The organism is Gemmatimonadaceae bacterium, assembly GCA_020846935.1.
Taxonomy (GTDB): Bacteria; Gemmatimonadota; Gemmatimonadetes; order Gemmatimonadales; family Gemmatimonadaceae; genus RBC101.
Genome location: JADLCY010000001.1, coordinates 473,039 through 496,058 on the forward strand (window position 1 = coordinate 473,039; position 23,020 = coordinate 496,058).

Annotated in this window: 21 protein-coding genes; 14 read left to right on the forward strand and 7 right to left on the reverse strand. The window is 69.4% G+C overall.

What is annotated here, in order from left to right; genetic code table 11:
* Window positions 1-173: 173 nt before the first annotated feature.
* The 7 genes from IT361_02000 to IT361_02030 all read right to left on the reverse strand — a co-directional run bounded on the left by IT361_02000 (window position 174) and on the right by IT361_02030 (window position 8,261).
* On the reverse strand, window positions 174-2,258 hold the full coding sequence (locus IT361_02000) for a TonB-dependent receptor (protein MCC6316435.1): 2,085 nt from the start codon (window positions 2,256-2,258) through the stop codon (window positions 174-176).
* A gap of 9 nt (window positions 2,259-2,267) precedes the next feature.
* A complete protein-coding gene (locus tag IT361_02005) occupies window positions 2,268-3,311 on the reverse strand; it encodes a hypothetical protein (protein ID MCC6316436.1) in 1,044 nt (347 codons plus the stop codon).
* A 107-nt stretch (window positions 3,312-3,418) separates the two neighbouring features.
* Window positions 3,419-4,078 carry a response regulator transcription factor gene (locus IT361_02010; protein ID MCC6316437.1) on the reverse strand — a complete coding sequence of 220 codons (660 nt, stop codon included), beginning with the start codon at window positions 4,076-4,078 and terminating at the stop codon, window positions 3,419-3,421.
* On the reverse strand, window positions 4,075-5,805 hold the full coding sequence (locus IT361_02015; protein MCC6316438.1) for a hypothetical protein: 1,731 nt from the start codon (window positions 5,803-5,805) through the stop codon (window positions 4,075-4,077). Before IT361_02015 ends, IT361_02010 begins: the two co-directional genes overlap by 4 nt.
* A gap of 232 nt (window positions 5,806-6,037) precedes the next feature.
* On the reverse strand, window positions 6,038-6,454 hold the full coding sequence (locus IT361_02020; GenBank protein MCC6316439.1) for a hypothetical protein: 417 nt from the start codon (window positions 6,452-6,454) through the stop codon (window positions 6,038-6,040).
* Complete coding sequence (locus IT361_02025; GenBank protein MCC6316440.1) at window positions 6,454-7,020, reverse strand: RNA polymerase sigma factor; 567 nt, start codon at window positions 7,018-7,020, stop codon at window positions 6,454-6,456. The genes IT361_02020 and IT361_02025 overlap by 1 nt, the downstream gene beginning before the upstream one ends.
* Before the next feature lie 173 nt (window positions 7,021-7,193).
* Window positions 7,194-8,261 carry a CoA transferase gene (locus IT361_02030; GenBank protein MCC6316441.1) on the reverse strand — a complete coding sequence of 356 codons (1,068 nt, stop codon included), beginning with the start codon at window positions 8,259-8,261 and terminating at the stop codon, window positions 7,194-7,196.
* 268 nt (window positions 8,262-8,529) lie between these two features.
* On the opposite strand from IT361_02030, the gene IT361_02035 reads away from it, so the two are divergent.
* From IT361_02035 to IT361_02100, 14 genes are all read left to right on the forward strand, one after another.
* A complete protein-coding gene (locus IT361_02035; protein ID MCC6316442.1) occupies window positions 8,530-9,168 on the forward strand; it encodes a hypothetical protein in 639 nt (212 codons plus the stop codon).
* A 64-nt stretch (window positions 9,169-9,232) separates the two neighbouring features.
* On the forward strand, window positions 9,233-10,201 hold the full coding sequence (locus IT361_02040; protein ID MCC6316443.1) for a hypothetical protein: 969 nt from the start codon (window positions 9,233-9,235) through the stop codon (window positions 10,199-10,201).
* A gap of 38 nt (window positions 10,202-10,239) precedes the next feature.
* Window positions 10,240-11,364, forward strand: coding sequence for an ArgE/DapE family deacylase (locus IT361_02045; GenBank protein ID MCC6316444.1), 1,125 nt, complete (start codon window positions 10,240-10,242; stop codon window positions 11,362-11,364).
* A complete protein-coding gene (locus tag IT361_02050) occupies window positions 11,365-11,580 on the forward strand; it encodes a hypothetical protein (GenBank protein MCC6316445.1) in 216 nt (71 codons plus the stop codon). It begins immediately after the preceding gene.
* Entirely contained in the window at window positions 11,577-12,182 is a 606-nt protein-coding gene (locus tag IT361_02055; protein ID MCC6316446.1) for a ribonuclease HI, read from the forward strand. Before IT361_02050 ends, IT361_02055 begins: the two co-directional genes overlap by 4 nt.
* A gap of 45 nt (window positions 12,183-12,227) precedes the next feature.
* Window positions 12,228-12,410, forward strand: a complete 183-nt coding sequence (locus IT361_02060) for a hypothetical protein (protein ID MCC6316447.1) — start codon at window positions 12,228-12,230, stop codon at window positions 12,408-12,410.
* 60 nt (window positions 12,411-12,470) lie between these two features.
* Window positions 12,471-13,244 (forward strand): zinc ribbon domain-containing protein, encoded by a 774-nt coding sequence (locus IT361_02065; protein ID MCC6316448.1) that lies wholly within the window; start codon window positions 12,471-12,473, stop codon window positions 13,242-13,244.
* A 391-nt stretch (window positions 13,245-13,635) separates the two neighbouring features.
* Window positions 13,636-14,778, forward strand: coding sequence for a hypothetical protein (locus IT361_02070; protein MCC6316449.1), 1,143 nt, complete (start codon window positions 13,636-13,638; stop codon window positions 14,776-14,778).
* 6 nt (window positions 14,779-14,784) lie between these two features.
* The gene (locus tag IT361_02075; protein MCC6316450.1) at window positions 14,785-15,642 is read left to right on the forward strand and encodes a hypothetical protein; all 858 of its coding nucleotides are present in this window, start codon (window positions 14,785-14,787) and stop codon (window positions 15,640-15,642) included.
* Window positions 15,643-15,698: 56 nt separating this feature from the next.
* Window positions 15,699-16,586 carry a 3-hydroxybutyryl-CoA dehydrogenase gene (locus IT361_02080; GenBank protein MCC6316451.1) on the forward strand — a complete coding sequence of 296 codons (888 nt, stop codon included), beginning with the start codon at window positions 15,699-15,701 and terminating at the stop codon, window positions 16,584-16,586.
* Window positions 16,583-18,004, forward strand: a complete 1,422-nt coding sequence (locus IT361_02085; GenBank protein ID MCC6316452.1) for a carboxypeptidase regulatory-like domain-containing protein — start codon at window positions 16,583-16,585, stop codon at window positions 18,002-18,004. Before IT361_02080 ends, IT361_02085 begins: the two co-directional genes overlap by 4 nt.
* Window positions 18,001-19,476 (forward strand): carboxypeptidase regulatory-like domain-containing protein, encoded by a 1,476-nt coding sequence (locus IT361_02090; GenBank protein ID MCC6316453.1) that lies wholly within the window; start codon window positions 18,001-18,003, stop codon window positions 19,474-19,476. Before IT361_02085 ends, IT361_02090 begins: the two co-directional genes overlap by 4 nt.
* 306 nt (window positions 19,477-19,782) lie before the next feature.
* Window positions 19,783-22,134 carry a bifunctional salicylyl-CoA 5-hydroxylase/oxidoreductase gene (locus IT361_02095; GenBank protein MCC6316454.1) on the forward strand — a complete coding sequence of 784 codons (2,352 nt, stop codon included), beginning with the start codon at window positions 19,783-19,785 and terminating at the stop codon, window positions 22,132-22,134.
* 45 nt (window positions 22,135-22,179) lie between these two features.
* Window positions 22,180-23,019 carry an enoyl-CoA hydratase family protein gene (locus IT361_02100; protein ID MCC6316455.1) on the forward strand — a complete coding sequence of 280 codons (840 nt, stop codon included), beginning with the start codon at window positions 22,180-22,182 and terminating at the stop codon, window positions 23,017-23,019.
* Window position 23,020 lies beyond the last annotated feature (1 nt).

A 23,020-nucleotide genomic window follows, 5' to 3' on the forward strand; every position in this document is an offset into this window, starting at 1 on the left:
GTGGTCCGGACCCTCAGGAATGGAAAGGAGATCCACATCCCTGGGAAGGGCGCGAGGCAGCGAGACTCCTCGCGCTCCCGTGCTCGCCCACCCGCGCGCGGGCCTCAGGCGGAGAATGACGTCACGCCCGCGATCGACGTCTGCGCGTCCGCCCGCGCGCGGGCCTCAGGCCATTACTCGCGCCGCCACTCCAGCCCCGTCACGAACTGCCGGCCTGTGAAGCCGGGCCACGCGGTGCCCATGGAGCGGTCCAGCAGGTTGGTGACACCAACCGACCAGGTGAGGCCGGTCGGTAACGGCTGCGTGAGGCGCGCGTCGACCCGTGCCCAGCCACCACGCTCCACCACCGCACCCGACGCCTCACGCTCGATCGGCGTGCGGCCGGTGTAGACGAGCGAGGCGCCGCCGCGGAGGCGACCAAGCACGGGCCCGCCGAGTGTGCTCCGCGCGACGAAGCGCGAACGCCCGAGCAGTGGCGTTCCCGTGGCACGATCACGCGAGCGAAGCACGTCGACGCCGCCGTCGAGCTGCCAGGCACCTGACGCCACCCCGGCCTCGAACTCGATGCCCTGCATGCTGCCGCGATCGAGGTTGCGATAGACAAACGTGCCGGCCGCGTCGGGCTCGCTCGTCTCGATGAAGTCGCGGTAGGTGGTCGCCCACCCGGTGGCCCTGGCCCAGAGGCGGCGGCCGGTCCATTCGGCGCCTAACGACGCCGACGCCGAACGCTCGGGGCGCAGGTCGGGGTTGCCGGTGACCGCGTATCCCGCCGCCGTGTTGACGAAGTCGAGGTACAACTCCTTGAAGTCGGGAGCGCGAAAGCCGCGGCCGCCCGAGAGTCGCACGGCGACCTCGGACCGCGGACGCCACATCATCGCCAGGCGCGGCGCGACGAATCGGCCCCACTGGTCACTCAGCGTCAGGCGCGCTCCCGGCACGAGCGTGAAGGCTCCACGCGACCACGTCGCCTGCGCAAACGGCTCCGCGCTCGACACGTCGCGCCGTCGATCCAGCACCCGGTCGGCCGTGATGCGTTCGTGGCGCGCCTGGACCCCCGCATCCACGGCCACCCCTTCGAGCGCCGCATTCCACAGGACCTCGCCCTGCCACAGTTCCTGTCGATCGTCCTCGCCGTCACGGCTCACCGGCGCACCGGTCGTGCTGGCCCGCGACAGGTGCGTGAACGACGCACCGTGCAGCGTCGCCGAGAGGCGTCCACGTGCCATGGTCCGCTCCCCCATCACGCGGCCGGCCCACTGCTGATTGTCGGCGAACCGATAGAGCTGGCCTGTGCGGTACCGCTGCGACTCACCTATGCCGAGCATGCTCCCGGTCAGTCGGGTGGAGGACGTGACGTCCCATACGAGCGAGGTCATCCCATTCACGCGCCTCGCGTATGTGCCGTTCTCCCCGGTGAGGCCGGGCACGAGATCGATCGTGCGAGCCCCACCGTCGACCGACAGCCCGACGTCGCCGCGGCGCCAGCGCAGGTCGCCGGCACCCTCCAGTCGTCCCTGGGTCCCCGCGCCTGACGAGAGCCCCGCCGACCAGCCCACGGCCTCGGCGCGTCGCGTGATGATGTTCACCACACCGCCCAGCGCATCGCTCCCGTACAGCGTGGACTGCGGTCCCTTCACCACCTCGACCCGCTCCACGAGCGACACCGGAAGCCGCGAAAGATCGAAGTTCCCTGCGACGCGACCGACCAGCGGCTGGCCATCGAGCAGAATCAGCACGCGACGCGAGTCGAAGCCCCGCATCTGCACCCCGGCACCGGCCGGGATCCCGCCATCGACGTTCAGGCCCGACTGCTCGGCCAGCACCGCACCAAGGTCGGCCGCTCCGGACCGTCGCAGCGCGGTCCGGTCGATCAGCGCCGTCTCGACCGCGCTCTCGGCAAGCCGCTGCTCGCGCCGCGAGGCGGTGACGATGATCGCGTCGAGCGAACGAGCCACCGGCGCCAGCGCCACCTGGATCGAGTCACCGGCGGCGAGCGTGAGATCGCGGTACGCGTGACCGGGATGGCGCACGCGGAGGCGCGCGGCGCCATCGTTTGATATCTCCATCGTCCACGCGCCCGCCGAGTCGGCGCGCGTCGCCCGCGTGGTGCCCAGCTCCAGGACCTCGGCGCCGGCCAGCGGACGACCCGTGGCACCATCCACGACGCGGCCGCTGACGCGCCCGGAGGCCTGAGCGGCAACGAGCGCGGGGGCGATCAGGGTGAACCCCGCGAGCCCCCAGCGAATCCATGGGCGCATCGACGTCGCCTAACGAAGTCGCGCCGAACGCATGGTCACCTGGCGCGACGCGCCGCTGGGACCGTAGTACGACGTGAGCTGGACCTTGTAGACCTCGGTGCCGCGTTTCACGAGGTATACGTTGAACAGCGGCCAGATCTGGTTGTCTGTGCCCGTGATGTTGTAGCGGTACCAGGGCTTGGCGACAAACACGCCGGCGTTGGCATCGCGCTTGTAGGCGACGGCGGGAGCGGTGGCGGCATAGACCGCATCGATCGCGGCAAACGGCGTCGTGTTATCCGGCACGGCCATCACCGTGCCAGTCCCGCTCACGCCGCCGTTGCTGCGGATCTCGAACCCGGCGAAGCGCAGGTCCCACGTGCCGGTGACCGTCGTGGTCGTACGATTGGTCAGGTCGTAGTAGACCGGACCCGTTCGCACGTCGACCGTGGCCTGTACCACCGCGCCAAACGGCGCTCCGGCCGACGGTTGCACGGCGAATTCGAAGGCCACGACTCCGGCGTTCTGTACGCTCGCATTCGACAGGCCCGTCACGCGCAGCTTGCCCAGCGTGATCGCCGTCGAGCCGCGACGCACTATCCACGACCGTGTGGCGTTCGCCGTCGCCGCCGCTCCCTGTCCGTTGAACCAGCCACTGATCGCCGGCGCGAGCGAATCTCCCTTGAATTGCGCCTCGGCCGGTACCTGCGCCGCGGTCACCGCCTCGAAACCCGCCAGTTGGTTGCCCGCGGTGAAGCCCTGCACCTGCGCCGTCGTCGCCTGCTCGTTGGTGCAGAGGCAATGCACCGTCACGCCACCCGGCCCCGCCGTGCCACCGTTCGTGGTCACCGTGGACCCAAAGAAGCCCAGGTCCCACGCGGAACTCGCCGCGGCGTCGCTCACTGTGACCTGCTGCGGCGCCTCACCCAGCTTGACATAGGCGTAGCCCTGCGAAGCATCGACCGTGATCGACGCGGTGGTGGGGACGATCGGCGCAATGGCATCGTCAGTGCCACAGGCAGCAGGAGCGAGCGCGGCGGCAACGGCGAGCAGGACGGAAGAGAAGCGAGACATGGCGTTGGGCGAGGGGACGCCAGACAAGGTCTTCGCCACGCCCGCGAGGCCCCATGCGGGATACTACGTACGGAAGACTACGGACCCAGCGGCAGCCGTCGCGCTCGTCAGTCCCCGGTGAGCCCGGCGGCAATCGCCACGCGCGTGAGCCCTGCCACGCTGCGGACGTCCAGCTTGCGCATGATCGACTCCCGGTGGGCCTCCACCGTACGCACGCTGATGCCAAGCGAGGCCGCGACCTCTTTGTTCAGAAGTCCTCGGCCGAGCAGTCCAAGGACCTCGCGCTCGCGGTTGGTGAGCGCGTCGATCGACGCGGCAAGGGGTGGCCGGGCCGCCGCGCCCTGGCCTTCGCGTACGGAGGTGGCCAGGCGCTGCGCGATTGCCGGGCTGAAGTATCCATCCCCAGCGTGGACGGCGATGATCGCGGCCCGCAGGTCGGCCGGGGTGGTGTCCTTGCGCACGTAGCCCTGTGCACCGTTGCGGAGGCTGGCGAGCACGTACCCCGCGTCGTCGTGTACGCTCAGCATGAGTACGCGCGTGGCATCGCCACGCTCGCGCAGCGTGCGCACCACGTCGAGGCCCGACATGCCCGGCATCGTGATGTCGAGCAGCACGACGTCCGGCCGCAACGTGTCGACGAGTGCCAGCGCGCTCGTACCGTCCGAGGCTTCGCCGATCACCGCGATATCCGTCGACGCGACCACCGCCTGGCGGATCCCTTCGCGCACGATCGTGTGGTCGTCGACGATGACGAGGCGGATCGTCATGTCACGGAGGTCTCCCCCGCCGGCACGGTCACGCGAAGCTCGAGCCCCCCGCTCCGTGCGGGCCCCACGGCCAGCACACCGCCGACCGCGGCAAGCCGCTCGCGCATGCCGGCCAGTCCAAGGTGACCTTCACGCTGCGACTGGTCGATGTTGGGCACCCGCTGCGCGCCGGTACCGTCGTCGGCGACGGTGAGCTCGACGTGACGTCCCCGCCTGACGAGTGCGGCGTCGACCACGCGCGCGCCGCTGTGGCGCACCACATTGGAGAGTCCCTCCTGCATGGCACGGAACACGGCAAGCTCGGCGTCGGGCGCCAGCTCGCCCGGATCGTCGTCGGCGCGCAACCGGACCTCGATACCCGTGGACTCCTCGAACTCCAGCGCCAGGGAGCGCAGCGCGGCCACGAGCCCGAGGTCATCGAGCACGGCAGGCCGCAACACCTCGGTGACGTTCCGAATCGAGCGCATCCCCTGGTCGACGAGCCCGAGGGCCGAGCCGATGCCCTGGGCAATCGACCCGGTCGACTGCTCGCGCAGCACGCCCAGCTGAAGCTTCACCGCGCTGAAGACCTGTGCGGTCTCGTCGTGCAGCTCGAGCGAGAGCCGGCGGCGCTCCTCTTCGTGCTGCTGGATCATGCGGACCGAAAGCCGCGACAGTTCGTCCGTGCGCGCGCTGAGGCGATCGGTCAACTCGGCGGCGTCGAGACGCGCGCCGATCTGGCGACCGAGCGCGACGAGAAAGTCGTCATCGAGGGCGGCAAAGGGGTGCCGCGCCTCGCCGGCAACGACGAGGACCTCTGGGGCGCCTCCTTGCCGGGGGATGGGGAGCGCCGCGCGATACGCGCCGCCCGCCGGCGTCGCGTCACCGGCCGCATCGACCCGAGGACGGTCGCCTTCGGCGACCTCCCGGGCCAGCTCGGCTACGCCGGAGGGAAGCGCGCCCGGCGCCCATGAGGAGCAGGAGCCGACGCCCTGCACCGTGCCGTTTGCCGAAATGATGGCGGCCCCCGTTGCCGCCGGCAGCGTCGCCGCGCTCGCCAGGAGGTCGCCGACCGTGCGCAGGCCCGATCCACCCGTGGGCTCGACGAGCGCCATCATCGCGTGCAGCCCGCCGCGCACGTCATCGAGGACCAGAAAGACCAGACCACCCCCGACGAGCAGCAGGAAGGCAATGTCGAGGTAGTAGCCCCACGGCACCCACGCACCCTGCGCGCGGAGAAACGGATAGTCCAGGTGATGCGCCGCCCACAGGAGCAGCGACGCGCCAAGAAACGCTGCCGGCGCCAGGCCTGTGCGGCGCCAGTGGCGGAGGAAGATCACACCGCTCCATGCGGTGACCAACGAGAGAAAGCCGACGGCCGGGAGAGCCGCCCAGAGGAAGTTTTCGAGCTGATAGATCGCCAGGTAGGACCACGCCACCGGGAACAGCAGGGCCACCGCCCACACCGGCCGGATCACGAACGGCCGCGCAAAGTGCAGCGCACCCCAGAGCAGGGCGATGGCAGTCCACCCCGTCGCGACCTGGTGCCAGTAGAGCCACGCCAGTCCCCCGGTGAGCACCGCGCCCACGATCACGCCGAGGCGCAGCACGTAGAGCGCGAACGCCACGGTGAACCAAGCGAGGTAGGCGCGTCGATAGCGGCGGTAGAGCGCGCCCGCCACGACGGTGAGCCCAACGGTCACCGCCGCCTGCAGGATGGCAGCATCGAGCTCGGCGATGGGGGGCACGGGTCGTGGGCGCGATCGTGGAGTCGCCTGTCACCTTAGTACGAGCCCTCGCACACGTCCACCGGTGCGCGTGATTTCCGACCGTTCCGCTGCGGACGCCGCATGTCTTCGAACGGAGCGGCGTTCGCACCGTCGACTCGTGATTCCGCCAGCGGCGGCGGTGTCCGTCCTGAAAACGCGCGGGGCCGGCTCCCGAGAAGGGAGCCGGCCCCGAACGTGTCACCCGGCCAGGCTACGCGACCAGTCTCGCGACGATGGCGCCGATCGCCAGCAGTCCGATGGCGCCGCCAAGCAGCACCATGCCGGACAGCTTCACTTCCTTCCGGTGCCAGGGCGTGGTGGCGCCGTGCGGAGCCACGGGCGGCAGCGACGCCATGATGCGCTCGGGCAGGTGCGCCGGCGTCACCATGTGGCGGCGGCGGTCGGTCTCCTCACCGAGCCGGCGCCAGAACTCCACCGAACGCGCGGCGTCGCCGCGAAGACCGGTGGGCTCGGGAGCCTCGCCATCGAGCCACTTGTTGATCACGTCACTCGTCGCCACCGAAGCGAGCGGAACTTCCCGATCGCCCAGTGCGCCGAGGTCGTCTGCGGGCCGGAGTGGGCGCTCGCGGTCCGAGCGGCCATCACGGTCAAGGTTGAAGTCGGGCATCAGGCGTACTTCTCCTCCAAGAGTGCCTGGAGCGCCTCACGCGCGCGATGTACGCGCATCTTGAGCGCTCCAACTGTGGTCGCCAACAGGTCTGCCATCTCCTCGTACGAACGGCCTTCGACGTGCTTCATGATGAAGGCCTCGCGCAGGGATGCCGGCAGTGCCGACAACGCCGAATCCAGGTCGCCCCGAAGTTCTGTCCGATCCAGCTCCTCTTCCGGCGTCGCATACGACGTCGGCTGGTCGTCCTCCTCGTAGCTCAGGTGCGTCCGGCGAATGTTCTTCAGCCAGTCCTTGCACCCGTTGGCCACGATGCGGAATACCCAGGCATCGAAGCGCCCACGCACCTCGGCGAGGTGATGGTACGCCTTGATGAAGGACATCTGGAGGATGTCCTCCGCGACATCAGGACTCCCCGTCATGCCCAGGGCATGCCGGTAGAGCGGGTCGCTGTATCGCTGGATCAATACCCCGAAGGCGTCTCGATTGCCCGATAGCACCTTCGTGATGATCTCCTGGTCGGCCTCGATCGACTCGACCAGGGGGGCGGGCACCGTGTTCTTCACGGCGCTAGCATAACCGCTTTTTCGCGGTCTCGACAGTCCCGCAACCGGGAGGGCGATTGTCGTCACGATCAAAGGACGCGCGACCCGACTGAACGTCACGTGCCGGTCGAACTGTCTCGGCACCGTTCGCCACTGATGCGACGCTGCCGGGCGCGACCGCACCATGGCCGTCGTTAGGCGAACACGCCCCAGCCCTCTGCACGCACGCGCGTACCGTGCTCATCGAGTCGCGGTGGCGGACGCCGCACCGTCCCGGGTACCGACGGGGTCACCCCGGTCAGCGGCGAGCTGGTGACCTCCTGCAGGGCTTCCAGCACGGTCCGGATGACGCCGCATGGAACCCCGTTCGCGTCGAGCCGCGACTGCCAGTCGGCGGCCGAAAGCGTACGGAGTCGCGTAGCCAGGGCCGCGACCACGGCCTCGCGGTGAGCCAATCGGCCGGCGTTGGTCGCCAGGCGCGCGTCGGATGCCAGCTCCGGCAACTCGAGCGTGCGACAGCAGGCCTGCCACTGGGCATCGTTCCCCACGGCAAGCACCAGCCCCCGATCCGCGGCCCGGAAGAGCTGGTACGGAACCAGATTGGGGTGCGCGTTGCCCCAGCGCCTGGCCTCGGCGCCAGAGACCAGGGCGTTCTGCGCCACGTTCACCAGGGCGGCGGTGGCCGAGTGCGCCAGCGAGATGAACAGACGACGCGCTTCCGGGCCGCCAGCGGAACCAGCACCGCGTGCCGCGAGCGCGCCGAGGATCGCGATGGCGGCGTCTTTACCCGCCAGGACGTCGGCCAGCGCCACCCCCGTTTTCATCGGGTCGCCATCCGGTTCGCCGGTGATCGCCATCCAACCCGATTCGGCCTGTACGACGTAGTCGTACCCGAGACGCCCGGAGTCCGGACCGAATCCGGTCAGCGTACACCAGATGAGTCGCGGACTGGCGGCCAGACAGGTCTCCGGATCCAGACCGCGGCGCTCCAGTGTCCCGCGCTTGAAGTTGTCGAGGACGACGTCGGCTCCCTCGATGAGCCGGCGCAGAGTGGCGAGGTCATCCGGTTGATCCAAGCTCAGCGCGACGCCGAGTTTGTTGCGGTTGCAACAGAGATAGTAGGCACTTTCGCCACGCTCGTCGAAGGGTGGCCCCCAGCCCCTCGACTCGTCCCCGGACCCGGGTCGTTCGACCTTGATGACGTCCGCGCCAAGGTCGCCCAGCGTCATCGCGCATATCGGACCAGCAAGAACTCTGCTCAAGTCCAAAACACGCACTCCTTGTAGCATTGCTGGCTTGTTACTGTTCTTCATATGGCGTGTTCATGTGGCCTAGTTCATAGGTGACGACTGACCTGAACCTAACCGAAAAACACCCCCAACGCCTTGCGTATGCGCCCAAAAATCATATACTTGGCCCCGCCGCAGGGCCCAGGAAAATCATGGCACCGTCCCGCCTGCTCTCGGCACCTACGCCCCCTCAGCTACCGCCAACCTCGGTTCGCCAGTCGGCGATCGGGAGTCTATCTGGATGTCTGAAAACGTGACGCCCGACGTGTCCGCCGGCGACCCCATCGACGCCCCACCGGCCGCCGCTCCACCAAAGCGCGGCCCCGGTCACCGCGGCCAGGACATCCGCGACACCATGGCGGAGATGGCCGCCAAGGCCCATGAGATCAGCCTCGAAGCCGGCAGCAAGATGGCGTCCGCCATGCGCGACGTCGTCGGCGCGGCCGCCGGGATCTCCGCCTTTGCCATCGAAAGCGCCCGCGACCTCGTGAACTACATGGTCCGTCGCGGACAGATGTCGCAGGAAGAAGCCACCAAGCTGCTCAAGGAAGTCGAGGAAGCGCACGCCAAGCGCCCCAAGATCGACATCCCCGTGCGCAAGGTGGAGCCACCCGCGCGCTCCGAGATCCGCATGCTGAAGGATCCGCCGCCGGCCAAGCCCGAACGCTCTGCTCTGCCGTCGCGCGCCAGCGCCTCCGCTGAGCGGCCGACCCCAAAGGCGGCCGCCAAGCCCGCTGCTCCCTCCAAGCCCGCGGCCAAGCCCGAAAAAGCCAAGCCGGCCGCCAAGGCCGCACCCGCCAAGTCCGCGCCGGCCAAGGCGGCTCCTGCCAAGGCCGTGGCAAAGCCAGCCGCCAAGAAGCCGGCCACCAAGAAGAAGTAGGGCTCCCGGCCTTCAGGTGGCGTGCGGTCGCCAGACCACACGCCACCTGTTTCTTTTCTAGCCCATGAAATCCGTCGTGGTGCGGGCGCCCACTCGACTCGACCTGGGCGGCGGCTGGACCGACGTGCCGCCCTACACCACCGAGGTCGGTGGTCGCGTCTGCAACCTGGCCATCGACCGCTACGCCGAAGTCCGACTTGACGCCCACTCGAGGTCCGGCGACGCCGACCTCACCATCACCGCGGACACCAACCTGGCGGCAGCCGCAATGCGCCGAGCCGGCGTGCGCGGCGTCCGAAGCTCGGTGCGCAGCGATTTCCCCACCGGCGCTGGCCTGGGCGGTTCTTCGGCAGTCAGCGTCGCGCTGGCAGCGGCGCTGCGCACGTGGAGCCAGCAGGACATTGGGGACCGCGAGCACCTGGTGCAGGAGAGCCGGGCCGCCGAGGTCGAAGACGCGGGGATCGCGGGAGGCTGGCAGGATCACTACGCCGCCGCATTCGGCGGGATGCTCGACCTCACGTTCGCGGCGACCAATGTCGTGCGCCCCCTGCCGCTGCCGCCGGCACTCCGCACCGCGATCGAACGGCGCTGCCTCGTGTTCTATACCGGGCAGTCTCGACTCTCCGGCGACACGATCACCGCCGTACTCGACGCCTATCGCGCGAGGGAGCCCGGCGTGTTGCGATGCCTCGCCGGCATGAAGCGCCTGGCCGGCGACATGGCCGACGCGATGACTTCGGGAGACCTCGACGCCCTGGGCGACCTGCTCGACGAACACTGGGCGTTCCAGCGCGCACTGCACCCGGCCATCACCACTCCGCGGATCGATGCGCTGCTCGCCGGCACCCGGCGTGCGGGGGCCCGGGGAGGCAAGGCGTTAGGCGCCAGCGGTGGAGGCTGCGTGCTGGTGGTGGCCGACGACGGCCGCGAAGACGAGGTGCGGGCCGCGGGGACCGACGCTGCGCAACCACTCCGGTTCGCGATCGACACCGCGGGTGTCCACGTCCTTCACATCGACGACGCCGAGGCGTGACCGCACCCCCCGAAATCCCGCGCGGCGACGCGCTCGGCCTGCTTCGGGCGCTGGTGCGCACCGACTCACGCAATCCGCGCCTGGTCCCTGGCGCGGCGGGTGAGGGCGCCGTCGCCAATCTCCTGGCGGAGGTCCTCACGGCGTGGGGCTTTCGCGTGGAGCTTCAGCTGGTGGCCCCGGGTCGGCCGAACGTGATCGCCCGGATCGGTCCCTCGGGCGGGCGTCGGCTGATGTTCAACGGGCACATCGACGTCGTGGACTCGTCAGGCATGATCCACGCACCCTTCGATGCCGAGCTGCGCGCAGGGCGGCTGTACGGCCGCGGCGCCAGCGACATGAAGGGTGGCGTAGCCTCGATGTGCGCCGCGGCGGCGCGCGCTGCCGACCGGCTCGAGGGCGAAGTCGTCGTGGCCGCGGTCGTGGACGAGGAGTTCGCCAGTGAAGGCACGCGCGCCCTCCTGGCGTCCGGCGTCGATGCCGATGCGGCCATCGTGACCGAACCAACACTCCTCTGCATCGGCCCGGCGCACCGCGGCTTCACGTGGATCGAGCTGACGTTCCGCGGCCGCGCCGCCCATGGCAGTCGATACGACCTCGGCGCCGATGCCATCGCCCACGCAGGCGCGGTGCTCCACGAACTCGAGACGCTCCAGCGCGACGTGCTCGACCGCCGCACGCACGCCCTGCTTGGCCACGCGTCGCTCCACGCCTCGACCATCGAAGGCGGCGCCGGCTGGTCGACCTACCCTGACCGCTGTGTGTTGCGCGTGGAGCGTCGTACCTTGCCCGGGGAAACGGCCGAGGCGGTGCTGGGCGAGTTCGACGCCGCGTGTGTGCGCGCGCGGGTTCGGTTTCCCGAACTCGACGTCGCGGTGCGTGAGGTCCTGACGCAGGATCCGAGCGACGTGCCGGTCACCGCGCCGGTCGTGCGCGCCCTCGCGTCCGCACTCGGCGCCGAAGGAATGGAGCCGTGCGTCGCCGGCGTGACCGCGTGGACCGATGCCGCGCTACTCAATGCTGCGGGGGTGCCGGCTGTGTGCTTCGGTCCCGGTGACATGGGGCTGGCGCACGCGGACGAGGAGTACATCGAAGTGGCGCAGGTGGAACGGGCGACGCGGGTGCTCGCCCGACTGGCCGTGGACTGGTTCCGGGAGGTTCGTTAGGTGGCGTTGTCTCCGAAGGACTACGACGTGCTGGAGGGCGCGGTGGCGCGCGGCGGACGCCTCGCGATCACCCGCAACGGTTCACAGTGGATCGTGGTGGCGCGGCAACTCGTGGTCGAGCGCGGCCGCGAGGCGTTGCTGGCCCGGCATCCCTCGACCGGGGAGGCGATGCGCTTCCTCGTCGATGATATCGAGCGCATCGAGGGCATCTGGTGAGCGCCGAGCTGCCTTTGCTGGCCATCTACGCCGACGAGTCCTGCCTCGGGAACGGTCGCGAGGGCGAAAACCCCGGCGGGGCCGGCGCGCTGATCGAGTACCGCACCAGTGACGGTATGCAGGTGCGCCGCGACCTGTGGATCGCCGAGCCGGCGACGACCAACAACCGGATGGCCCTGCGATCGGTCATCGAGTCCTTCACCGCCATCGGGCGCAAGGGTTCGCGGTTCCGCGTGACGTTCGTGACCGATTCGCGCTACATCGTCGACGGCATGACCCGGTGGGTGCACGACTGGGCCCGACGTGACTGGCGCCGGAAGTCCGGCCCCATCGAGAACCTCGAACTCTGGCGCGAAGCGGTGCGCGCCGCGCGCGACCACCAGGTGGCATGGACCTGGGTTCGCGGTCACAACGGCCATGCACAGAACGAATACGCCAACGATCTCGCGGTGCGAGCGGCCCGATCCCTCACCTCGTCGGACGGACTCGTGGAGAGCGGGTTCGATGCCTGGCTGGCCAGCACTCGGGGGGCCGGAATGGCCGGCGCGCTCGAAGCCTTCCCGGACGGCGCCCGGTTTCGCGCGGCCCCCGCGTTACCATGAGCCAGGAGCGCCCGTCAGTTCTCAGGTATCCTCACGGAGTTTCCGGTGAAGAAGTCGCTCTTTCTCCTCGTGCTGGGCGTCGCCGCCGGATACCAGATCGGCTGGCAGGACGCGCAGACGCACACTGAATCCGTCGTGCGACGCGTGATTGCCCAGGTTCAGGGCACCACGAAAGGCAAGTACGGCAACGACGTCGACGCGCAGATGGAACGCCTCGAATCGCGTTAGGGCTGCGCGCACCGGAGTGACGCGTTAAGCTCCACGATCCCGCTCACGCCAGGCCGCTCGATGGACGATCTCGACCGCCTCTACCGCCGGCTCGTGCTCAACGTGCGCGCCAGCGCACCGCAATTCCTCGGCGCGTCGTTCGAGGTCGCGCAGCTGTACCAGGAACTCGTGCCGTACCGCACGAGTCGTCGCGAGCTCGGATTCACAGCGGTCGACGAATACGAACTCGCGCTCTGCCAGCTCCTGGCGGGTTCGCGCGGACTGCTGGACGGCGACGCGGAGATGCAGGCCGCGCTGCGCCGGGAACTCGAGTCACCCAACCCCGACCTCTCCGCGTACCGCGCGTTCGCGACCGCGACGGTGCGATTCGTGGAAGCGCCGCTGCGCGAGGCGATGCTGCGGCCAACGCCCGATGAGGCCAGGGCCGCGGGCGCGGCCGCCGCGTCGCCGATCGAACACGCCACGCTCGCCGGTCGACCCACGGAGAAGGTCGAGACGCCGCCCGCCAGTCCACCACCCGATCGTCACCGCGACACGGCACGCCCGCCGGCCTTGCCGCCCGAGCCGCCACCGGCACCGACGCTCAGTCCCGCTGAACAGCGACGTGCCCCAGCTGCACCACAGGATCCCGCAATGCCCGTGTCTCGTCCGAACCCGATCCGCCCCCGCTCCGGAGAAGCCTGTCACTACTGCGGCACGGGGCTCCCCGAGGGCCGTAGCATCACGTTCTGCCCGGGGTGCGGACACAACCTGACCATCCAGCACTGCCCCGCGTGCAACACCGAGCTGGAAGTCGGCTGGAAGTTCTGCGTCACCTGCGGACGTCAGGTGTGAAGCCTGCGCCAGGAGGGCGGGCACGCGGTGCGGTCTCGCTGGCTCGTTGCCCTCTCGCGAGACCCACCAGACCACGTGCCACCGGCAACGATGGTCGGACCAGGACTTCCCCACGGCGCCTTGGTATCCCGGAATCACCACGGCGCAGGTGCCGTATTCTGTGTGCGGCTCGCGGCAGGACAGCCGCGCGCTGAGCATTCCGTTCAACTGGAGCGCGGGGGGCAAGGGTCGTGGTCGGACAGATGGCGCGATTGACCGTGTCCACCGCCACGTCCGGTGGCCAGCGTCCATGGGATCGCCGTTGTGCCCTGAGGGTAGTCACCACGACGTACCGGGCGGTCGACACGTTCCTCGACGACACCCGACGACCGTTACCTGCGTAGTGCACGACATGCGCGACACCTCCGGCACCCTGGGCCGCCATCTGGCCACGATCGCGTTAGGCACGCTTGCCGCTTGCCACAGCGGCCCCGTCGTCGTGACGAGCACGCCGAGTGCCGGACCGACGCCGTTGACGTCCTCGCCTCCCGGGGCCGGCGCGCCATCAGTGGCCGTGAACGGTTGGCGCTTCGACGCCCGCGAGCATGTCGATCTGTGGTTGCATGGCTTCGCGATGCTGCAGGCCGACTCATCGCTCGTGCCGACGTTCCGGCTCGGCTATCGCGACGCCGTCGACGAGGCTCGCCGTGCCGCAGCGGTGACGACGCGCCTCGATAGCGACCGTCGCGTTCTGCAGCAACGTTTGCGCGAGCAGCCAGCTCTGGGCGCCGCGCAGTTCGTCGCGCTGTACTTCGCGTCGTGGGACGACATGCAACGCGGCATCGAACGCTTCCTGCGCGCCAACGGCAACGTCCGCGCCGCCGGAGACCAGGAAACGCTCCGCATGTATGCCACGCTCGACACGTACTTCCCCACCGCCGCCGACCGCGAGTGGGTGCGGATGTTCGTGGAGGCGCTTGCTGACGAACGGGTTCGATTCTACCGGACGTGGTGGTCGACGCAGCAATCCGCGCGGGCATCCATGCGCGGCGCACTCGAACTTTCCTGGCGCACGACCTACGCCTCCGCCTTCGGCCGTTTCCTCGGCGGAACCAACCAGCGACAGGGCACGGTCCTGCTCTCGCTTCCGCTGGGCGGCGAAGGCCGGACGCTCGACGTTGGTCGCCGCGACAACTTTGTGGCGGTCGGCTTTCCGAACCCGGAGGACGACGCGAGCACGGCGCTCTTCGTGATGGCGCACGAGCTGGTGGGGACGGTATCGAACGCCGTCGTGCGCGATCATACCACGCCGCGTGAGCAGCAGAGCGGCGAGTCCGGCCGACTGTCCACGCTGGCGGCAGTACGCGGCGGAGCAATCATGCTGGACCGGGTGGCCCCCGACCTCGCGATCGGCTACCGTCGTTACTATCTGGGTATCGCCCGCCAGGTACCCGGGAGCGATGTCCCGCGTCAGTTCGACACGGTGTTCGCGATGCCCGACGCCTTGCGCAAGGCTCTGGAACAGCAGATCGACCTCGTCCTGAACGGAATCTGACGCCCGATGCCTGACGACCGTCCACGGGAAAGTGGCCCGCCACCCACGGTGCTTTCGCCCGCCGCCCTCGATCGCGGCGCGCTCGATCGTGTGCTCGCGCGAGCCGCCGAGCTCAACGCGGGCATTCTCGAGCCCGCCGAGGGCATGACCGAGGCACAGTTGGTCGAACTCGGGAAGGAAGTGGGGATCGGCGCCGAGCACATCCGACAGGCCATCGCCGAGGAACGCACGCGGATCGCGGCACCCAGGGCGACGGGCATGGTCGGGGCGATCTACGGCGCCAGCGCGGTGATGGCCGCCCGCATCGTGCAGGGAACGCCAGCGAGCGTGCTGGCCGCGCTCGACCAGTGGATGCAACGTGAGGAGATCCTGAGGCCCAAACGACGGCTTGCGGATCGCCTCACCTGGGAGGCTCGGCGCGACCTCGTGGGCAACCTCCAGGCGGGCTTCAACTTTTCGGGACGCGCGTATGCCCTCAAGTCGGCCACTGAAGTCGGAGCGACGGTGGTGGCGGTGGACGCCCAGCGGTGTCTCGTCACGCTCGACGCAGACTTCACCGACTCGCGCGGCGCATCGGTGGCGGGCAGCGCCGTGGGCGCCTCCCTGCTTTCGGGAGGTGGGGCGGCCGTGGTGGGACTGGCGGCCATGAGCCAGGGCGGCTCGATGCTGATCGCGGGCATCGTGGCCACGCTGGCGGTGGGCGTCAGCGGAGCCATCGTCGGCGCGACGGGTGAGGCGCACAAGCGCAAGGTCAGGCGGGCGCAGCTTGCCCTCGAGCAGGTGCTGGACCGGCTGGAGCACGGAGAGATCAAACGTCCCGCCTCCAATCCGCTGGTCGACCTGCTCTCGACGATCACGCGCTGAGCGCCGTTCGTCACACGCCCTCTCGACCGTCCCGTCAGACGGACCCAAGTTCCGGGATGGTCGAGATCGTACGCGTCGGGATCGTCGGGGGCGGCCTCATGGGCTCCGGGATCGCACAGGTCAGCGCGCTGGCGGGTTTCGACACCGTCGTGAGGGAGATCGACGATCGGGCGACTGAACGCACGCGGTCGGCCATCGAGCGCTCCCTCGCCAAGGGTGTGGAGAAGGGCAAGGTCGACGCGACCGACGCGCAGGCAGCGATGGGTCGCCTCCGCGTGGCGAGCGACCTCGAGGTACTGGCCGACCGCGATCTCGTGTTAGAGGCGATCGTAGAGTCGCTCGATGCCAAGCAGGCGCTCTGGCGTGCGCTCGACCCGATGGTCGGCGCGGGCGCCATCTTCGCCACCAACACCTCGAGCCTGTCGGTCGCGGAACAAGCGGCCGTCACGCGGCGAGCTGATCGCTTCGTCGGACTCCACTTCTTCAATCCCGTTCCCGTGTTGCGCCTCGTGGAGGTCGTGCGTAGCGTGGCAACGAGTGAAGCGACGCTGGCCACGGCGACGGCATGGGTGCGTCGGCTCGGCAAGGAACCGATCGTCGCGCGCGACACTCCGGGTTTTGTGGTGAACCTCCTGCTCGTGCCCTACATGCTGGATGCCATCCGGGCGTTCGAGGGCGGCGTGGCGTCGATCGGGGACATCGACCGCGGCATGCAGCTCGGCGCGGCGATGCCGAGCGGGCCGCTTGCGCTGTGCGACACCGTGGGGCTCGACACCCTGGAGCGCGTGGCCGACGTGATGCATCGGGCCTCGGGTGAACCGCGCCACGCGCCGCCGGCGTTGTTGCACCGCCTGGTGCAGGGCGGGAAACTCGGCCGGAAGAGCGGGTGCGGCTTCTACGACTACACCACGGACCCGCCGACGCCGACGGCGCTCGCCGGATGATCGCGCGCGCCGCACTCGTCGGGAGCGCGTTGCTCACCCTGCTGGGTCGCGAGGCCCCGGCACGCTGGCAGGCGCCGCGGATCACTGGCGTGGTCTACGACAGCATTGCCGGCACGGTGCTCCGGGGTGCGAGCGTTCAGCTGCTACCGCTGGAACCCTCGCGCCAGGCGGAGGGGCGTCGGACGACCGAAAGCGACAGCGCGGGCCGGTACACGCTCGTCGACGTACCGGCCGGGCGGTACCTGATCGGATTCTTCCACGCCAAGCTCGATTCGTTAGGCATCGACCTCCCGGTGCGCCGGATCGACGTGCGCCTGGCGGCCGAACAGGTCGTTGACCTCGCGACGCCATCGGCCGGCACGGTGATCGCCGGCTGGTGCGGCGCGGCCGGTGCGCGACCGGACGCGGGGGCGATCCTCGGATTCGTGCGCGACGTCGCCAGCGCAGAGTTGCTCGCGGGAGCGACGGTGGCGGCGCAATGGAGTGCGATCAGTATTGGCCCGGGTGGCGCCCGGGCCGGCGTGCAGGAAGCGGCCGCACCGACCAGCGGGACGGGGTGGTTCCGGCTCTGCGGCGTCCCGCGTGGCGGTATCCTGCTCCTCCACGCGGTGAGCGATGTCGATTCGAGCGCACTCCTCGAGCTCGACGTGCCCGCGCACGGGTTGCTCCTGCGCGACATCATGATCCATCGCCGGGCATCGAGTGCCGATGCGCCGTCCACCATCGTGAGCGGCATCGTGCGCGACCGGTCGGGGCAGGGGTTGCCCGGTGTGCGCGTGCGCCTGTATGGACACGACGCGGAGACGCGAACGAGTGCGACCGGCGAGTTTCGACTCGGCGCGACCGCCGCGGGGACGCAGCTCCTCGATGCACGGCTCATCGGATTCGTTCCTGCCCGTCGCGTGGTGGACGTGTCGCCGGTGACCGGCGCGCGCGTGGACCTCACCATGGCCGACTTTCCGACGGAGATCGACACCGTGCGCGTCATGACCGCTTTCGCGCGACGCACGGATCTCCTCGCCGGCTTCGAGCGGCGCCGACGCCTGGGGCACGGGACGTTCCTTGATCCCGACCAGGTGGAGCAACGCCGCCCGCTCGTGTTCACGGACCTCGTGCGCGGACTCCCCGGCGTCCAGGTGCGCAGCGTGGATCAGATGACGCGACAGGTCGAGATGCGTGGCGCGTCCGGGGAGGTCTGCGTTCCGGCGCTCGTGGTCGACGGCGTGCGGGTCCCCGTGCTCGACATGAGCGTCGATGATGTGATTCCGGCCGACCTCGTGAAGGCCGTCGAGGTATACCCGCGCCGCATCCAGGCGCCGCCGGAGTACCAAACTCCCGAGTGCGGGAGCGTCGTGGTATGGACGGGGGTCCGCGGGTGGCTGGCGCGAGGGTTGCGCGCCGCGGGGCGCCGGCCGTGAGGCGGCTCGCGATCGTGCTGGCGCTGTGCGCGGTGTGTGCTGCCGTGCCCGCGCTCTGGGCGCAGGGGCCCACCGGCCCGCTCGCGACCATTGCCGGTTCGGTCTTCGATAGCCTGTCGCTCCGACCGATGGCGGGAGCGGTGGTGCAACTGGCCCGGCTCGGTGGAGGCGGTCGTGTCGAGGACACACGAAGCACCGCGACCGATTCCGCGGGTCGCTATGCGTTCGAGACGATACCGCTCGGTTCGTACCTGCTCGGCTTCCAGCACCTGGCGCTCGACACGCTCGGCCTGCGCACACCGGTGCACCGCGTTGACGTGCGCCGCGCGGGAACGGTCCGCGTGGCGCTCGCCGCACCCACCATGCAGTCGGTCGTTGCCAGCGTGTGCGGCGAACAGACGCGTCGCGATTCGGTGGCGCTCCTCGTCGGAAGCGTGCGGGACGCAGAGGCCGGCGGCGCGGTGCGCGATGCGTTCGTATCCGTCCGCTGGTCCGAAGTCTTTCTCACGCGTGCCGGCATCGTGCGGGAGACGCCGCGCCACGACCTGCGGTCGCGCGACGATGGGTGGTACGTGGCGTGCGTGCCGTCGAGCGTGCCGGTCACGATCCATGCGGAACTCGACGCGAGCCGTTCCGGGGACGTGGAGTTGCGCGTGTCCCTGCACACCGTCCAGCGGCGCGACCTCTACATCGGGCGGGCCACCGTCGCGATCGTCACGGCGGACGACTCGGTGCGTACCAGCGGCGCCGTGAACGCCGGCGATCGCATCGTGGCGAGCGGCAAGGGCGTGATCCGCGGGTTGGTGCGCCGCCTCGACGGACGCCCGCTCCCTGACGCCAGAGTCGGCCTGGCCGGGACCCGCGCCGAGGCGCGCACCGACAGCGGCGGGCGCTTCGTCCTGCGTGCGCTCCCCGAAGGCTCGCGCATGGTGGAGGTGCGGGCGCTCGGCTTCATGCCATCGGAGACGCTCGTCGACGTCGTCGGCTTCGAGGACACGCCGGTGTCGATCACGATGCTCGACGTCGAATCCGTACTGCTCGATACCGTTCGCGTCCGCGCCGCGCGGCGCATGACGGAGGTGATGCGCGCCGGATTCGAGCGGCGGCGCAAGTCCGGCACCGGCACGTTCCTCGACGAGCGACTGCTCGACACCCTGCGCGCGAACACGTTTTCGGACATCGCGCGACACGTGACAGGCATCATCTTCCGCGAAGGTCGCGGCATGAACGACGCCTTCGAGCGGCAGATGTTTTTCAGTGGCGGCGGACGATCCGAGCCGTGCCAGCCCATGATCTACGTGGACGGGATCCGACTCGTCCAGGGCATCACCGACGTGGACCAGCTGGTGGATCCGACGACGATCCGGCGGGTGGAGGTGTACCTCAGGGGGACGACCCCGCCGGCGGAGTTCGCGTCGTTCGCCGAGTGCGGGATTCTCGCCCTGTGGACGGGGCCTCGCTTGCGCCGCTGACGACGCAGGCGTCGCGCCTCGCGGCAGCGACCATCACGCTCGCACGATTGGTCGAGGGGCTTTCCCAGCGTGAATCGTCCCCCAGTTAGGCCGCACGCCGTTCGCCTCCGACGATGCCGCGCATGGATTCGGACGTGCATGCCGCGCGCGTCGCGAGCACCGGCGGAAAGACTGACGATGAACGGATGCGGGTCAGTCGTCGTCTGGCGCGGCCGTCGCACCTCGCACCTCGTGGCCGCGCTGAACGCCCTGTCTCGCTGCGCCGTCACCTCGTAGGTTCCGCTACCCTGTACCTGGAGCGGATGCGTGAACGTCGCCGTACTCGGCGGAGGACCGGCCGGGCTCTACTTTTCTCTGCTGCTCAGGAAGGCACGACCGGACTTCACCGTCACGCTCTACGAGCGGAACGCGCCTGACGACACGTTCGGCTGGGGCGTGGTGTTCTCCGACCAGACCCTGGAGAACTTCCGCCAGGCCGATGAGCCCACTTTCCGCGCGATCACCGAACAGTTCGCGCACTGGGACGACATCGACGTCCACGTCCGCGGCCGCACGATCACCTCGAGTGGCCACGGGTTCAGCGGGATCGCCCGACGCGTGCTCCTGCAACTGCTGCAGGCGCGGGCGAAGGAACTGGGCGTGTCCCTTCATTTTGGCACCGAGGTTCCGGACGCCGACTCGCTGCCGGGAGGCCCGGTCGACCTGCTCGTTGCTGCCGATGGCGTGAACTCGATGGTGCGCCGCGCACACGCCGGAGAGTTCGGCGCCGCCGTCGATCAGCGCACCGCACGCTACATCTGGCTTGGAACGACGCGCCGATTCGACGCCTTCACCTTCATCGTCGTCGAGAACGCGTGGGGCGTGTTTCAGGTACACGCCTACCGTTTCGACGAGCATCAGGGCGCCTTCATCGTGGAGTGTGACGAAGCGTCGTGGCGCAACGCCGGATTCGACACGATGGACGCCGCGGCCACGATCGCGGTGTGCGAGTCGATGTTTGCGCCCTGGCTCGAGGGGCACCGCCTCCGGTTCAACGCGACGCCGCATCGGCTGCGTGAACCCTGGCAGACGTTCCTGAGGGTGCACTGCGAGCGGTGGCGTCACGGTCACATGGTGCTGCTCGGCGATGCGGCGCACACGGCGCACTTCTCCATCGGCTCAGGCACCAAGCTGGCGATGGAAGACGCCATCGTGCTCGCGCGCGAGGTGGCGACGGTCTCGTCGGTGCCGGCGACCACAGGTCCGCGTCGGCTGACGCCAACCATGCCTAACGCATTGGCGGCGGCCTGCGACAGGTACGAGGCTGAGCGCCGGGTGGAGGTGCTGCGGCTGCAGAACGCCGCCCGCAATTCGATGGAGTGGTTCGAGAACGTGCGGCGCTATGTCCGACTGGAGCCCGAGCAGTTCGCCTACGCGTTGCTGACCCGTTCGCAGCGGGTGAGCCACGAGAACCTGCGGCTGCGCGACGGCGCCTATCTCGCCGGCGTTGAGCGATGGTTCGCCGCCTCGGCCGCAGCCGCGCCAGCCATGAACGTGGCCGCTCCCGCCGCGGGTAAGGCGCCGCCGCCAATGTTCGCGCCGCTCACGCTGCGCGGCCTCACCGTGGCCAACCGCATCGTCGTGTCACCGATGGACATGTACAGCGCGGCCGACGGCACGCCTGACGACTTCCATCTCGTGCATTACGGATCGCGAGCCGTGGGCGGCGCCGGCCTCGTGGTGACCGAGATGACCTGCGTCTCGCCCGAGGGCCGCATCAGCCCCGGGTGCACCGGGATGTACGAGCGCGCGCACGTCGACGCCTGGCGGCGCATCACACGCTACGTGCATCGCTGGTCTCCGGCAAAGTTCTGCCTCCAGCTTGGGCATTCGGGTCGGAAGGGGTCGACGAAACCGAGCCTCGAGGGCTCGGACATTCCGCTCGATGAGGGTAACTGGCCGCTCATCGCCGCGTCGCCACTCCCGCACCGCCCCTTCATGCCGGTGCCCCGCGAGATGACGCGCGACGACATGGACAAGGTCGTGCGCGACTTTCGGCGGGCGACCGAGCTCGCCATCGAGGCCGAGTTCGACATGATCGAGTTGCATTGCGCTCACGGCTACCTGCTGTCGGGCTTTCTGACTCCGCTCTCCAACCGACGCTCCGATGCGTATGGCGGCACACTGCAGAACCGGTTGCGCTTTCCGCTGGAAGTGATGGCGGCGGTGCGCGACGCGTGGCCGGCGGATCGCCCGATGAGCGTCCGCATTTCGGCGACGGACTGGGTAGCGGGCGGCGTCGACGCCGCAGAGTCGGTCGAGATCGCCCGCGCGTTCAGCACCGCCGGCGCGGACATCCTGCACGTCTCCACTGGCCAGACCTCACCCGACGCGAAGCCGGTCTACGGACGCATGTGGCAGACGCCGTTTTCGGATCGTATTCGAAACGAACTCGGCATCCGAACCATTGCCGTCGGTGCGATCACCGATCCCGACCAGGTCAACTCGATTCTCGCCGCCGGTCGCGCCGATCTCTGCGCCCTCGCGCGCCCACACCTGTCCGACCCGTACTGGACGCTGCACGCCGCGGCCCAGCAGGGGCACCGCGACCAGGTGTGGCCGTGGCAGTACCGCAGCGGAAAGGAGCAGATGGAGCGACTGCTCGAGCGGGCGCGCTGAGCGGCCCACTTCCGCCATCGTCGCACATCCGCAACTTACGCCTCCATGCCCACGTCTCCGCGTCTCCCTGCGTCGTCCATCCAGCCGCGGCATTTCCGCTGGTCGGTTGACGGTGGAGTCGCCACCGTCACGCTCGACCGACCCGAGCGCAAGAACCCGCTCACCTTCGAGTCATATCACGAGCTGACCGAGGTCTTCCGCACGCTCGTGCATGTGCCGGAGGTGAAGGTCGTCGTGTTGACCGGCAGCGGAGACAACTTCTGCAGCGGCGGTGATGTGCACGAAATCATCGGCCCGCTCGTGGAGGCCAGGCGCGCGGGTCGCGTGGACGATCTGCTCCGCTTCACACGCATGACGGGCGACCTCGTGAAGGCGATGCGCGCCGCGCCCCAACCGATCGTTGCCGCCATCGACGGGATCTGCGCAGGCGCGGGTGCCATTCTCGCGATGGCGAGCGACCTGCGCCTCGGCACCACCGAAAGCCGCGTCGCCTTCCTGTTCACACGTGTTGGTCTGAGCGGCGCGGACATGGGCGCGTGCGCGATGCTCCCGCGCCTCATCGGACACGGCCGCGCTTCGGAGCTGCTGTACACGGGCCGCTTCATGACCGCCGAGGAGGCGGAACGCTGGGGGTTCTACAATCGTGTCGTCACCCGCGACGCACTGATGCGCGAGGCGATGGCCACGGCGGCCGCGCTGGCGCAGGGTCCCTCGTTCGCCCACGCCGTCACCAAGGCGTGCCTCCACGCCGAGTGGAGCATGGCCGTCGATGACGCCATCACGCACGAAGCCGAGGCGCAGGCGGTGTGCATGATGAGCCGCGATTTCGAGCGCGCCTACGAAGCGTTCGTCGCCAAGGCACCACCGCGCTTCGAGGGCAACTGAG